Below are 13214 nucleotides of genomic sequence, written 5' to 3' on the forward strand. Positions count from 1 at the left end.
TTTCGAGCGGCGCGGGGGGTGAGGGAGGTGAGCCCGCCCCGAACACTCTCCAACCTTAGGTTGCACCGGTTAACGCGGGCTTAACGGCCCGCGCGCGTGCACCCGAAAAAGAAGACCGCTAGACCCCCCGCATGACCGACCCCCATTCCGCTCTCGTCCTGTTCTCCGGCGGCCAGGATTCCGCCACCTGCCTCGCCTGGGCGCTCGACCGCTTCGAGCGGGTGGAGACGGTCGGCTTCGACTACGGCCAGAGGCATTCCGTGGAGCTTCAGGCGCGGGAGGTCGTGCGGCAGCGGCTGGCGGAGGCGTTTCCGCACTGGCGCGAGCGGCTGGGCGCCGATCACAGGGTCGCGCTCGGCGCGCTCGCCGATCTCGGCGAGACGGCGATGACAGCCGATGTCGCCTTCGCGGCCGAAGCCTCCGGCCTGCCCAACACCTTCGTGCCCGGGCGGAATCTCGCCTTCCTCGTCCTCGCGGGCGCCCTGGCCTATCGGCGGGGGCAGGGCGTCCTCGTGGGCGGGATGTGCCAGACGGACTATTCGGGCTATCCCGATTGCCGGGAGGACGCCGTGCAGGCGCAGGCCGAGGCGCTGCGGCTCGGCATGGACATGCCCCTCGTCGTCGAGACCCCGCTCATGCACCTGACCAAGGCGGAAAGCTGGGCGCTGGCCGACCGGCTGGGCGGAGGGGCGCTGACGGATATCATCATCGAGGACACCCATACCTGCTATGCCGGCGAACGCGGCCAGCGCCATGAATGGGGCTATGGCTGCGGAGAATGCCCGGCCTGCGAGCTGCGGGCCAAGGGCTGGCGGGAATGGCAGGCGGTCACGGGCGCCGCCAGATGAGCTACGCGGTCAAGGAACTCTTCTACACGCTGCAGGGCGAGGGCGCGCAGGCGGGGCGGGCGGCCGTCTTCCTGCGCTTTGCGGGCTGCAACCTCTGGTCGGGACGCGAGGAGGATCGGGCGAAGGCGGTCTGCACCTTCTGCGACACGGACTTCGTCGGGATGGACGGGGTCGGCGGCGGCCGCTTCCCCGATGCGGCAGCGCTGGCGGCCGCGGTCGCCGCGCAGTGGCCCGGCGGAGGCAGCCCTTATGTCGTCTGCACGGGCGGCGAGCCGCTCCTCCAGCTCGACCCGCCCCTCATCGAAGCGCTGCATGCCGAAAGGTTCGAGATCGCCGTCGAGACCAATGGCACGGTGAAGGCGCCGCCGGGACTGGACTGGATCTGCGTCAGCCCCAAGGCCGATGCGCCGCTGGTCCTGACCGAAGGGTCCGAGCTCAAGCTCGTCTATCCGCAGGCCCTGGCGCCGCCCGAACGCTTCGAGGACCTGCGCTTCACTCACCACTTCCTTCAGCCGATGGACGGACCCGAGGTGGAGGCGAACATCGCCGCCACCGTCGAATATTGCCGCCGCCACCCGAGGTGGCGGCTGTCGCTTCAGACGCACAAGATCACGGGCATTCCGTGATCCTGCGCCCCTGGGAGCCTTGGCCCCTGAGCCGCCCTCAGGCGAGAAGCGCCGCCAGCTTGTCGCCGAGCTGGCGGAAATAGCGGTCCGCCTCGGTCCAGATGCCGGCCTGCACGACCGGATCGTTGATGGGGTTGAACCGGCTGCGGTCCTCGAACATGGCGAGCACGCGGTCCCCCTCGAGGAGCTGCGCCTCGACGGCCGCGCCCCCCGTGGAGATGGACTGGAAGCTCAATGACGGCTCCTCGCTCAGCGCCGCTATGGTGGGACGGTTCGATGCGAGCTCCGTCAGCGTCAGCTGGATCGTCAGCACGCCGGGCCCGGGGGCGTCGACGAGCGTGGTGCGCTCTGAAAGCTCCGCCACCAGATCCTCGCGCAGGTCCTCGACCTTGGCGTTGATCGTGCGCTCGTCGATCGCCCATTCGCTGTCGCGCGTGCCGCGATAGATCTGCCGGTCGAGCCGATCGAGAATGTCGTCCGAGACCGCGATCGGCGCGAGATAGACCCGGTCATAGTCGCCGAGCTGCACCGGGGCGGCCGCCTCGAAGCTGTCGAAGCGGGAGGCGGCCTCCATGCCCGTCGGGGTCGCGCAGGCGCCGAGCGCGACGAGGGCCACTGAAGCGAAGAGATTCCGCATGTCCGTCTCCTTTATCGTCCGGAACGGAACATAGCAGCAACGGCAAGCTCAGGCGAACGGTGCCATGCCTTCGCGCGCCAATCTGTCGGCTTCTTCATTTCCCGGATGGCCGGCATGCCCTTTGACCCATTTCCAGGACACCGCGCGAGCGCTGCACAGCCCATCGAGGGCCTGCCAGAGGTCACGGTTCTTCACCGGCTTCCTCGCCGCCGTCTTCCAGCCATTGCGCTTCCAGCCATGGATCCAGGTCGTCACGCCGTTCTTCACGTATTGGCTGTCGGTGTGGAGCGTCAGCGGCGTGCCTTCTGGGAAGGCCGCCAGCGCCTCGATGGCCGCCTGGAGCTCCATGCGGTTATTGGTCGTCGCGCCTTCGCCGCCGCAAAGGCGCTTCTCGCCTCCGTCCTGCAGGATCAGAACGCCCCAGCCGCCGGGGCCGGGATTCCCGGAACAGGCGCCGTCCGTGTAGATTTCGATCACTCAAGCCTCGAGGAAGTCGTCGGGAGAGCGCTCGTGATGGCGCAGGAGGCGCAGGTAGGGAAGCGGGTCTTTTACAGAGACGCACGCCCCGGGCACGCGGTGCAGCCAGTCATGGGCCCGCGTCAGGAGGAAGCGCAGGGCGGCCCCGGTGAGAAGCTGCGGCAGGGCATCACGCTCGGCCCCGGCGAGCGGGCGGATGCTCTCATAGCCCGCAAGGAACGCTCTGGGACCGGCCGGGTCCGGCGCCTCGCCGTCTTCCGGCTCCTTCGTCCAGGCATTGAGGGCGATGGCGAGATCGTAGGCGAGGCGGTCCGTGCAGGCGAAGTAGAAGTCGATCAGGCCCGTGACCCGGTCGCCCTCGAAGAGGACATTGTCGGGAAAGAGGTCGGCATGGATCGTTCCGGCGGGAAGGCCCGGCAGGGGCGCGAGGGCGCGTTCGAGATGGTGGCCGACCTCGCTGCGGAATCCCGGCGCCACCTCGTCGAGGCGCGGCGCGATCTGCGCGAAGAGCGCCTGCCAGCCATCAGGACCAAGCGCGTTCGCCCGCCGCCCCTCGAAGGGTTCGGCGGCACGGTGAAGCCGGGCCAGAGCCGCGCCCGCAGCGCGGGCCTGGGCGGGCGAGGGCGCTTCGGGCGAGACGCCCGAGACGAAGGTGATCAGCGCCGCCGGACGGCCGCAGAGCGTGCGCAGGCGCTCGCCGTCCCGGCCGGTCAGCGGCCGCGCGGCGGGCAGGCCGGCATCGGCGACGAAATCCATCAGGCCGAGGAAATAGGGAAGGTCCCCGGGGTCCACCCGCCGCTCATAGAGCGTCAGGATGAAGCGCTCGCCCGCCGTCTCGACGAGGTAGTTCGAGTTCTCGACGCCCTCGGCGATCCCCTTGAACATCGTCGCGGCGGGCAGGCCGTATGAGGACAGGAAGGCGTTGAGCGCGCCGTCGGGCACATGGGTGTAGACGGCCATGCTCCCTGCCCCTTCTCGTTCGCTCAGGCGAGCGCGCGCGGCAGCTTGAAGGTCACGGCTTCCCTGGCCGTCTCGACCTCCTCGACCGTCACCGCATAGCGCTGGCTGAGGGCGTCGATCACGCCCTGCACGAGGGGTTCGGGAGCGGAGGCGCCAGCCGTCAGCGCGACCACGGACGGCGACAGCCGGGCGAGCGTGTCCCAGTCGATCCGCGAGGCGTCCTCGACCAGCACGGCATAGGGGCACCCCGCCCGCTGGCCGACCTCGACCAGGCGCTTGGAATTCGATGAGGTCTCAGAGCCGACGACGATCAGCGCATCGGCCTCTTCGGCGATGACCTTCACCGCGTCCTGGCGGTTGGTGGTCGCGTAGCAGATGTCGTCCTTGTGGGGGATGCGGATGTCGGGGAAGCGGCGGCGCAGCACCTCGACCACCGCCTTCGTGTCGTCCACGGACAGAGTGGTCTGGGTGACATAGGCGAGCGGGACGGGAGCGCCCTCCGCGTCCTGCGGCGGCTCGAAGTGCTCGGCGTCTTCGGGCGTGTCGATCAGCGTGACCGCGCCTTCGGGCAGCTGGCCCATCGTGCCGATGACCTCCGGATGGCCCTGATGGCCGATCAGGAGGACGTGGTGGCCGCCATCGTGATGGCGCTGCGCCTCGATATGGACCTTGGAGACGAGGGGGCAGGTCGCGTCGAGATAGAGAAGCTCGCGCCGCTGCGCCTCGGCCGGAACGGATTTGGGCACGCCATGCGCCGAGAAGAGGACGGGCCGGTCGTCCGGCACCTCGTCGAGTTCGTCGACGAAGACCGCCCCCAATTCGCGCAGGCGGCGCACGACCGTCTCGTTGTGGACGATCTCATGGCGCACATAGACGGGCGCGCCGAAGCGTTCGATCGCGCGCTCGACCATGATGATGGCGCGCTCGACCCCCGCGCAGAAGCCGCGCGGCGCGGCGAGGCGCAGGGTGAGAGATGGCTGTTCGGTCACGATAGGCCTCGACGGTGGCGCGGAGCGCGGTGTCCGCTATAAGCCCTAGCCGAAGATGGGGCGGCGGAACAATCGGGCCGCTCCCGGCAAGTCAGGATCCGCCCATGCGACAGCTTCTCGCGCTTCTCGCGCTTCCCCTCGCCGCGTGCTCGTCGGTCGGCGACTCCTTCGAAGAGGCGCGTCTCGCCCGCGAGGCCAACCCCGCGCCCTGTCCCAACGTCTTCGTGCTCGACGATGCGGCGCGGATCATCGAGTTCGACGGCGATCCCGCGCTTGGCAATGTCGCCTGGTCGGGCGAGGTCCGGGACGTGCGCACCTCCTGCCGCTATGCCGAGGACGCGCCGATCCGCGCCGTGGTCGAGATCGATTTCGCGATCGGAAAAGGGCCGGCGGCGCAAGGCGAGGGCTATACGGTCGACTATTTCGTCGCCGTGACGCGGACCAATCGCGACCTCATCGCCAAGCGCGAATTCTCCGTGCCGGTCACGGTCAGGGACGGGCGGCGGGTCGCCACCCTGACGCAGGAGATCGACGACATCGTCATCCCGCGCGCGGATGCGGACACGTCCGGCATCAATTTCGAGATCGCCGTGGGCTTCGCGCTGGACCGGGACCAGCTCCTCTACAACCGCTCGGGCCGCAGCCTGAAATTCCCGGAGCTTTGAGCCGTGACGAAAAGGACGCTGACCGAACGCCTGTCGGAGATCGTCGGAGCGGCCTTCGCGGCGGAGGGGCTCGACCCGGCTCTTGGCGCCGTGCGCGTCTCGGACCGGCCGGACCTTGCGCAGTTCCAGTGCAATGGCGCGCTGGCCGCCGCCAGGCAGGCCAAGGCGAACCCCCGCGCCATCGCCGAGGCCGTCGCCGCCCGCCTTCGTGAGGAGGGCGCCTTCGCGGCCGTCGAGATCGCGGGGCCGGGCTTCTTGAACCTCGTCCTCGCCGATGCGCGCCTCGCCGAGGCAGCGCTCGCCGATGGCTGGCAGGCCGGCGAGGCCGAGAAGATGATCGTCGATTATGGCGGCCCCAATGTCGCAAAGCCGCTCCATGTCGGCCATCTGCGCGCGGCGCTGATCGGCGAGAGCATCAAGCGCATCCTGCGCGCCGCCGGTCACGACGCGGTGGGCGACATCCATCTGGGCGATTGGGGCCTGCAGATGGGCCAGCTCATCACCGAGCTGGAGCGCGAGCGGCCGGACCTGCCTTATTGGGACGAGAGCTTCGAAGGGCCTTATCCCAAGGAAAGCCCCGTCACGGTCGACGACCTCGCGCGGCTCTATCCGCAGGCGTCCAAGGCCTGCAAGATCGAGAAGGGTGAGACGGACCAGGACAAGATAGAGGCCGCCAGGGCGAGGCTCGGCGAGGCGCAGGCCGCCACCGTCGCGCTGCAGGAGGGGCGGCCGGGCTATCGCGCCGTCTGGCGGCATTTCGTGGACGTCTCGCTGCCCGTCCTCCGCCAGGACTATGACGAGCTCGGCGTCGGCTTCGAGCTGTGGCGCGGTGAAGCCTCGGTCCATGACCGGATCGAAGGGCTCGTCGCGCGGCTCGGCGAGCGCGGCGTGCTGGAGGACTCCGAAGGCGCGCGCGTGGTGACTGTCGCGCGCGAAAGCGACAAGAAGGAAATCCCGCCCCTTCTGATGATCAAGTCGAACGGTTCGGTCGGCTATGGCTCGACCGATCTCGCCACGCTCGATCAGCGGGCGGAGGAAGGCTATCAGCGCTGCCTCTATGTCGTCGACAAGCGCCAGGGAGAGCATTTCGAGCAGGTCTTCCGCGCCGCCGAACGCCTCGGCCTCTATGACGCCGACCATATGGAGTTCTGCGGCTTCGGCACGATGAACGGCAAGGACGGCAAGCCGTTCAAGACGCGGGCAGGGGGCGTTCTGCGCCTGCGCGACCTGATCGACATGGTGACGGACAAGGCGCGCGAGCGGCTCGCCGAAGGCGGCGTCGGCGAAGGCTATGAAGAAGACGAGCGCGAGGCGATCGCCAAGCTCGTCGGCATGGCCGCGCTGAAATTCGCCGACCTCTCCAATCCGCGCACCACCGATTACATCTTCGATCTCGACCGCTTCGTGGCCTTCGAGGGCAAGACCGGTCCTTACCTGCTCTATGCGGTGGTGCGGATCGATTCGGTGCTCGCCAAGGCGGGGTCGGATGGCGGCGAGGCGAAACTCGTCCTGACCGAGCCGGCCGAGCGGGATCTCGCGCTGGCGCTGGCGAACCTCCCCGATGCGCTCAAGGCCGCGCATGACCGGCGCATGCCGCATGTCCTGTGCGAGCAGGCCTACGGCGTCGCCCAAGCCTTCAGCCGCTTTTACGCGAGCTGCCGGATCGGCGACGAGGCGGATGCGGAAAAGCGGGCTTCGCGCCTCGTCCTGTCCCGCGTCACCCGCGACCAGTTGCGCGGCATCCTCGACCTCCTGGGGATCGAAGTGCCCGCCCGCATGTGAGCGCCTCCCGCACTGTGGCATCTTTGCAATGGTGCAGTGCGAAAGGCGCTGGAAGACGGAACTCTTTCCAGCCGTAAAAAAACCGTCACAGAGTCCGCCTAACCGCCGCCGGGCAGGGGCAAGCGCCCTCCCGGAAGAGGTTCTAGTCATGGTTCTGAGATCAATCCTCGCGGCGGGCGCCGCGACCATCGCGCTGGCGGGCGCGGCTCACGCGCAGGAAACGACGACCAGCGTTCGCGGTACGGTCGAGACCGATGCGGGCGCGCCGCTGGCCAATGCCGAAGTCGTCGTCACCGACACCCGGACCGGCCAGTCGCGCACCGTCACCACCGACAGCGATGGCCGCTTCCGCGTCACCAACCTGCCGGCCGGCGGCCCCTACAGCGTGACCGCGCGCGAGACAGGCTATCTCGGCGAGCGCGTCGACGACCTGACCTTCTTCGTGGGCGACACCGCCAATCTGACCTTCTCGCTCGAAGACCTCGCCGCCGGCGTGGCCGACGAGATCGTGGTCGTCGGCACCCGCCAGGTGCTCGGCACCGTGGCGCCGGGCCCTTCGGTCACCTTCACGGCCGAGGACCTCGCCGAGCTGCCGACCACCTCGCGCGACATCAAGGACATCATCAAGCTCGACCCGCGCGTCTATATCGACGAGACCTTCGGCGACGGCGTCTATTGCGTGGGCTCGTCCAACCGCTCGAACTCGCTGACCGTCGACGGCTACAACCTCAACGACAATTTCGGCCTGAACGGCAACGGCTATCCGACTCAGCGCCTGCCCTTCCCCTATGACGTCGCCGAGCAGGTCTCCGTCGAGATCGCGCCCTTCGACGTGCAGTATGGCGGCTTCACGGGCTGCAACATCAACGTCGTCAGCCGCACCGGCACGGACGATTTCCAAGGCCGCCTCGTCTTCGACTTCACCAATGGCGACCTGCAGGGCAACTCGATCGAGGGCGACAGCTTCGAGAACCCCGACATCGACGAATATTCCTATGGCGGCTATCTGTCGGGCCCGATCCTGAAGGAGCGCCTCTACTTCACGCTCGGCTACGAGAAATTCACCGGCGGCGACACGTCGAACACCTCCTTCGCCGGCTCGGGCTTCCCCAACGAGATCGACTCGATCACGGCGACGGATGTCTCGCGCGTTCAGCAGATCCTCGCGGATGTCTACGGCTTCGAAGCGGGCAACGTTCCCGCGGGCCTCGATGTCGACGACGAGCGCTTCTTCGGCAAGCTCGACGCCTATCTGACCGATCAGCACCGCCTCGAGCTTTCCGGCCAGCACACGACCGGCAACTCGATCAGCATCCAGAACACCTCCGCCAATTTCGGCGAGCTGGGCCTGTCGTCCAACTGGTATGACCGTTCCGAAGAGCTGACCGTCGTCTCCGGCCGCCTGTTCTCGGAATGGACGGACAGCTTCTCGACCGAGGCGCGCGTCTCCTATCAGGACCGCGAAACGGGCCAGAACTCTCTGGGCGACGGCGATTTCGCCCAGCTCGAGATCCAGACCGATGCCGGCGGCTCGATCTTCGTCGGCCCCGACGTCTTCCGCCACGCCAACCAGCTGATGCAGGAAGCGTGGAACGCCAAGCTCGCCGCGAACTACACGACCGGCGACCACTTCTTCACCGTCGGCTACGAGTACGACCGCAACGAGGTCTTCAACCTCTTCGTGTCGAGCTCCGAAGGCGATGTCGTCTTCGAATCGATCGAAGATCTCGCCGCGCAACAGCCCGCCTCGATCTTCTACTCGAACACGGGCTCGAACGACGCGACCGACGGCGCCGCGGATTTCGCGACCGACAAGCACACGATCTACGCGCAGGACGTGTGGACCGTGAACAATGCTCTTGAGGTCACCGGCGGCGTGCGCATCGACGCCTATGCGGTCGAGGACAAGCCGGGCTACAACCCCGCCTTCCAGGCCCGCTACGGCATCCGGAACGACGACACGCTCGAAGGCAAGACGCTGGTCATGCCGCGCATCGCCTTCGACTACGTGGCCAATAACGGCGTCTCGTTCACCGGCGGCGTCGGCCTCTTCTCCGGCGGCGAGCCGGGCGTCTGGGTGTCCAACAACTACACCAATAACGGCGTCCTGCTGGGCAGCGCCTTCAGCGACGATCCGGACGTCCTGGCCGGCTTCGACGGCTTCAACATCCCGCAGGCGCTGCTCGACGCGAACACCACCGCGGTGAACAATGCCGACGGCTATGTGAACGCGCTCGACCCGAACTACGAGATCCCGTCCGTTCTGCGCTTCTCCTTCGGCGCGAAATACATCGCCGATTTCCAGAACTTCCTCGGCGGGGGCTGGGAGTTCGGGGCCGATGTCCTCTACGGCATCACCTACAACCCCAATGAGTGGCAGGCGCTGAACATGGCGACGGTCGGCCAGGCGCCGGACGGCCGTCCGATCTATGCCGGCATCGACCGGCTCGACCCCGACTGCGCCGGCCTGACCTATCGGCCGGGCACCGAGTTCGATTACGGCGACTGCGATTCCCGCGTCGGCGGATCGGGCGATGGCGACTTCCTGCTGACCAACTCCGACGAGGAGCCCAAGCAGCTCGTTCTCTCCGGCTATGTCCAGAACGAGTGGGAGCTCGACACGGTGACGCTGGGCGGCTTCCTCGGCTACGCCTTCACCGATGCCGAAGACGTCAACCCGGGCACGTCCAGCCGGGCGATCTCGAACTTCGAGAACTTCGCGGTCTACGACTACAACAACTCCCGCGCGGCCACCTCGAACTATGCGATCCCGCACCGCTTCACGGGCCGCTTCGACGTCGCGCAGGAATGGGCGCCGGGCTGGACCACCCGCCTCGGCCTCGCAGGTCAGCTGAACGCCGGACGGCCCTACAGCTACACCTTCGACGCAGGCCGGGCCGGCGACGGCTTCCCGAACGGGCTGAACTTCTTCGGCGACACGGACGCCTCCGCGGATCGCGGCCTCGTCTACGTGCCGATCAGCTCGGGCGATCCGAACCTCGACGTCGCGAACTCCGATCCGCAGGCGCTGGCCGACTATCTGGCCTTCTTCTCGGACGACAAGTTCGACGACTATCGCGGCGGCGTTGCGCCCCGGAACGAGTTCAATTCGGATTGGTGGGGCAAGATCGACCTTCGCCTGAGCCAGACGATCCCGCTGCCGGCCATGCTCGGCAATGACCGCCTGCGCCTCCTGGTGGATGTCGACAACCTGACCAACCTGATCGACGACGACTGGGGCCTCTACCGCGAATACGGCTTCCCCTACCGCGTCCAGACGGTCGGGGCGGAGCTGACCGAGAACGGCTACGCCATCCAGAGCTTCGACGTGAACGACCAGTTCGTGAACCGGGGCATCAGCACCTGGCAGGTTCAATTCGGCGCCCGCTACGATTTCTAAGCGGCGCTCGAGACCGAAAACCTCGAAAGGGCGGCCCTCGGGCCGCCCTTTTCCTTTGAGGCGGCGGCGATCCATCCTATCTGGGATCCATGCTCGACGATCTTTATTCAGGCGCGCTGCTCGAGGCGGCCGGCAGCATTCCGCCGGCCCGCTCTCTGCCCGATGCGGACGCCACGTCGCGCAAGACCTCGAAGGTCTGCGGCTCCGTGGTCGAGCTCGACCTGTCTCTGCGCGACGGCGTAGTGGACGACCTCGCCATGCGGGTGAAGGCCTGCGCGCTCGGCCAGGCGGCCGCCTCCATGCTCGGCAGGACGGCCAAGGGCGCGACGCCGCAGGAGCTGCGGATCCTGCGGGACGAGATGGAAGCCATGCTGAAGCGGGGCGGCCCGCCGCCGTCTTCGCCGCGCTTCGCCGAGATGGAGAAGCTCGCGCCGGTCGCCGCCTATCCTGCCCGCCACGCCTCGGTCATGCTGCCCTTCGAGGCGGCGGCCGACTGCCTCGGCCAGATCGAAGCCCGTGCTGCGCGCTAGCCTCCTCGCGCTGGTCGCAGCCTACAGGGCGGTGGGATCGCCGCTCCTGTGGTTCTTCGGCTCGCGCTGCCGCTACGAGCCGAGCTGCTCTGCCTATGCGGCGCAGGCGCTGCGCATCCATCCCGTGCCACGCGCGCTGTGGCTGACCGCGAAGCGGCTGTCGCGCTGCCATCCCTGGGGCGGCCATGGATATGATCCGGTGCCCGAACCCGAACGCTCCCGCCTCGCTTGACGCGAGGCGGGGGGTAAGGCCACACAACCCCTTTCACCGCGGGCCTGTCCCGCCAGCATTCAGAGCCGACATGCCGGTCATTACTCTTCCCGATGGCGCCGAGCGGCGCTTCGACGAAGCCGTCACGGGCTTCGACGTCGCAGAAAGCATCTCCAAATCGCTGGCCAAGAAGGCGCTCGCCATTCGCCTCGACGGCGAGCTGTTCGATCTCGACCATACGATCGAGGACGATGCGCGGCTCGAGGTGGTGACCCGGACCGACGAGGACGGCCTCGACCTCATCCGCCATGACGCGGCGCACCTCCTCGCGCAGGCGGTGAAGAACCTCTTTCCCGAGACGCAAGTGACGATCGGGCCGGTCATCGAGGACGGCTTCTATTACGACTTCTCGCGCAAGACGCCCTTCTCGACGGAGGACTTCGAGGCGATCGAGGCGGAGATGAAGCGCCTCGTCGACGAGGACCTGCCCACCCGCCGCGAAGTGGTGAGCCGCGACGAGGCCGCGAAGCGCTTCGAGGCGCAGGGCGAGCACTACAAGGCCGAGATCGTCCGCGACCTGCCCGAAGGCGAGGAGATCAAGGTCTATCATCACGGCGACTGGTACGACCTCTGCCGCGGGCCGCACCTTCCCTCGACCAAGCATATCGGCAAGGCCTTCAAGCTGATGAAGCTCGCCGGCGCCTATTGGCGCGGGGACAGCCGCAACGAGATGCTTCACCGCATCTACGGCACGGCGTGGTCGAACGAGAAGGACCTCAAGGCCCACCTCCACCGCCTCGAAGAGGCCGAGCGCCGCGACCACCGCAAGCTCGCCCGCGAGATGGACCTCTTCCACCTCCAGGAAGAGGCGCAGGGCTCGGTCTTCTGGCACCCCAAGGGCTATGTCATGTGGCGCGCGCTGGAGGACTATCTGCGCCGCCGGCTCGACGATGACGGCTATGCCGAGGTGAAGACGCCCCAGCTCCTCGATCAGAAGCTGTGGGAAGCCTCGGGCCATTGGGGCAAATACGCGCAGAACATGTTCGTCGTGCCCGACGCCGTTCCGGACACGGAAAGCGGCGGCCCGCTCTTCCCCGAGGGGGTGGACGACGCGAGGCTCCTCGCGATCAAGCCGATGAACTGCCCCGCGCACGTCCAGATCTTCCGCCAGGGAACCAAGTCCTACCGCGACCTGCCCCTGCGCATGTCCGAGTTCGGCTGCTGCCACCGCAACGAGCCGACCGGCGCGCTGCACGGCATCATGCGCGTGCGCCAGTTCACCCAGGACGACGCGCATATCTTCTGCCGCTGGGACCAGATCGTCGCCGAGACGCAGAAATTCTGCGATCTCGCCTCCTCGGTCTATCGCGACCTCGGCTTCGAGGACGTGCGCATCGCGCTCGCCACGCGCCCCGAGCAGCGCATCGGCTCGGACGAGGAATGGGACCGCATGGAGAGCGCGCTCGGCGAGGCGCTGACCTCGGCGGGGCTCGATTACGACGTGCTCGAAGGGGAGGGCGCCTTCTACGCGCCCAAACTCGAATACCATCTGCGCGATGCGATCGGCCGCTCCTGGCAGTGCGGCACGCTGCAGCTCGACCCCCTGCTGCCCGAGCGGCTCGACGCCTCCTATGTCGACGAGGACGGCGCGAAGAAGCGGCCCGTCATGCTGCACCGGGCGATCTTCGGTTCGATGGAGCGCTTCCTTGGCATCCTGATCGAGGACGCCGCCGGGCGCCTGCCCCTGTGGCTGTCGCCGGTGCAGGTCGTGGTCGCGACGATCACCACCGATGCCAACGGCTATGCCGAGGAGGCCGCCGAAGCGCTGCGCAAGGCGGGCCTGCGCGTCGAGACCGACCTGCGCAACGAGAAGGTCGGCTACAAGGTGCGCGAGCACTCGGCCGCCAAGGTGCCGGTGATCGCCGTCGTCGGCGGCCGCGAAGCGGAGGAGCGCCAGGTGTCGATTCGCCGCCTAGGCTCGAAACAGAGCGTGACGATGTCGCTGGACGAGGCCGCCGCCGAGCTGTGCAACGAAGCCACACCTCCCGATCTTCGCAGCAAGTGACCGGAAACGACCACACGGCAGGCG

At 67.8% G+C, this 13214-nt stretch carries 12 protein-coding genes; 8 read left to right on the forward strand and 4 right to left on the reverse strand.

All coding sequences use genetic code 11. The features are described 5' to 3' along the window. Nucleotides 1-131 precede the first annotated feature (131 nt). Complete coding sequence (queC, locus tag IE88_RS0113770) at nt 132-848, forward strand: 7-cyano-7-deazaguanine synthase QueC (RefSeq protein ID WP_031555497.1); 717 nt, start codon at nt 132-134, stop codon at nt 846-848. Then, a complete protein-coding gene (gene queE / locus IE88_RS0113775; protein WP_031555499.1) occupies nt 845-1474 on the forward strand; it encodes a 7-carboxy-7-deazaguanine synthase in 630 nt (209 codons plus the stop codon). Before queC ends, queE begins: the two co-directional genes overlap by 4 nt. Before the next feature lie 37 nt (nt 1475-1511). Here the strand turns inward: queE and IE88_RS0113780 are convergent, their stop codons facing one another. The 4 genes from IE88_RS0113780 to ispH are packed head-to-tail and all read right to left on the reverse strand — an operon-like array spanning nt 1512 to nt 4537. Beyond that, entirely contained in the window at nt 1512-2111 is a 600-nt protein-coding gene (locus IE88_RS0113780) for a DUF3313 family protein (RefSeq protein WP_031555501.1), read from the reverse strand. A 48-nt stretch (nt 2112-2159) separates the two neighbouring features. After that, a complete protein-coding gene (gene rnhA / locus IE88_RS0113785) occupies nt 2160-2588 on the reverse strand; it encodes a ribonuclease HI (protein ID WP_031555503.1) in 429 nt (142 codons plus the stop codon). Beyond that, nucleotides 2589-3548 carry a homoserine kinase gene (locus IE88_RS0113790; protein WP_031555505.1) on the reverse strand — a complete coding sequence of 320 codons (960 nt, stop codon included), beginning with the start codon at nt 3546-3548 and terminating at the stop codon, nt 2589-2591. Between the two features lie 23 nt (nt 3549-3571). Next, the gene (gene ispH, locus IE88_RS0113795; protein WP_031555506.1) at nt 3572-4537 is read right to left on the reverse strand and encodes a 4-hydroxy-3-methylbut-2-enyl diphosphate reductase; all 966 of its coding nucleotides are present in this window, start codon (nt 4535-4537) and stop codon (nt 3572-3574) included. A gap of 104 nt (nt 4538-4641) precedes the next feature. Here ispH and IE88_RS0113800 point away from each other — a divergent pair, with 104 nt between their 5' ends. The 6 genes from IE88_RS0113800 to thrS all read left to right on the forward strand — a co-directional run bounded on the left by IE88_RS0113800 (nt 4642) and on the right by thrS (nt 13190). Further along, a complete protein-coding gene (locus tag IE88_RS0113800; protein WP_031555507.1) occupies nt 4642-5202 on the forward strand; it encodes a hypothetical protein in 561 nt (186 codons plus the stop codon). A gap of 3 nt (nt 5203-5205) precedes the next feature. Beyond that, nucleotides 5206-6984, forward strand: a complete 1779-nt coding sequence (gene argS, locus IE88_RS0113805; protein ID WP_031555508.1) for an arginine--tRNA ligase — start codon at nt 5206-5208, stop codon at nt 6982-6984. A 148-nt stretch (nt 6985-7132) separates the two neighbouring features. Then, the gene (locus IE88_RS0113810; RefSeq protein WP_051882274.1) at nt 7133-10384 is read left to right on the forward strand and encodes a TonB-dependent receptor; all 3252 of its coding nucleotides are present in this window, start codon (nt 7133-7135) and stop codon (nt 10382-10384) included. Between the two features lie 89 nt (nt 10385-10473). Further along, nucleotides 10474-10914, forward strand: coding sequence for an iron-sulfur cluster assembly scaffold protein (locus IE88_RS0113815; protein WP_031555510.1), 441 nt, complete (start codon nt 10474-10476; stop codon nt 10912-10914). Further along, nucleotides 10901-11146: a membrane protein insertion efficiency factor YidD gene (yidD, locus tag IE88_RS0113820; RefSeq protein ID WP_051882275.1), complete on the forward strand. Its 246-nt coding sequence runs from the start codon at nt 10901-10903 to the stop codon at nt 11144-11146. Before IE88_RS0113815 ends, yidD begins: the two co-directional genes overlap by 14 nt. 70 nt (nt 11147-11216) lie before the next feature. After that, the gene (thrS, locus tag IE88_RS0113825) at nt 11217-13190 is read left to right on the forward strand and encodes a threonine--tRNA ligase (protein ID WP_031555513.1); all 1974 of its coding nucleotides are present in this window, start codon (nt 11217-11219) and stop codon (nt 13188-13190) included. The last annotated feature ends 24 nt before the right edge of the window (nt 13191-13214 follow it).

It is taken from the genome of Parvularcula oceani (genome assembly GCF_000733125.1).
GTDB classification, from domain to species: domain Bacteria; phylum Pseudomonadota; class Alphaproteobacteria; order Caulobacterales; family Parvularculaceae; genus Parvularcula; species Parvularcula oceani.

Bases quoted from the DNA above. Each gene is read 5' to 3' on its own strand.
- queC (WP_031555497.1), top strand. From the start codon at position 132: ATGACCGACCCCCATTCCGCTCTCGTCCTGTTCTCCGGCGGCCAGGAT.
- queE (WP_031555499.1), top strand. From the start codon at position 845: ATGAGCTACGCGGTCAAGGAACTCTTCTACACGCTGCAGGGCGAGGGC.
- IE88_RS0113780 (WP_031555501.1), bottom strand. From the start codon at position 2,111: ATGCGGAATCTCTTCGCTTCAGTGGCCCTCGTCGCGCTCGGCGCCTGC.
- IE88_RS0113790 (WP_031555505.1), bottom strand. From the start codon at position 3,548: ATGGCCGTCTACACCCATGTGCCCGACGGCGCGCTCAACGCCTTCCTG.
- IE88_RS0113800 (WP_031555507.1), top strand. From the start codon at position 4,642: ATGCGACAGCTTCTCGCGCTTCTCGCGCTTCCCCTCGCCGCGTGCTCG.
- IE88_RS0113810 (WP_051882274.1), top strand. From the start codon at position 7,133: ATGGTTCTGAGATCAATCCTCGCGGCGGGCGCCGCGACCATCGCGCTG.
- IE88_RS0113815 (WP_031555510.1), top strand. From the start codon at position 10,474: ATGCTCGACGATCTTTATTCAGGCGCGCTGCTCGAGGCGGCCGGCAGC.
- thrS (WP_031555513.1), top strand. From the start codon at position 11,217: ATGCCGGTCATTACTCTTCCCGATGGCGCCGAGCGGCGCTTCGACGAA.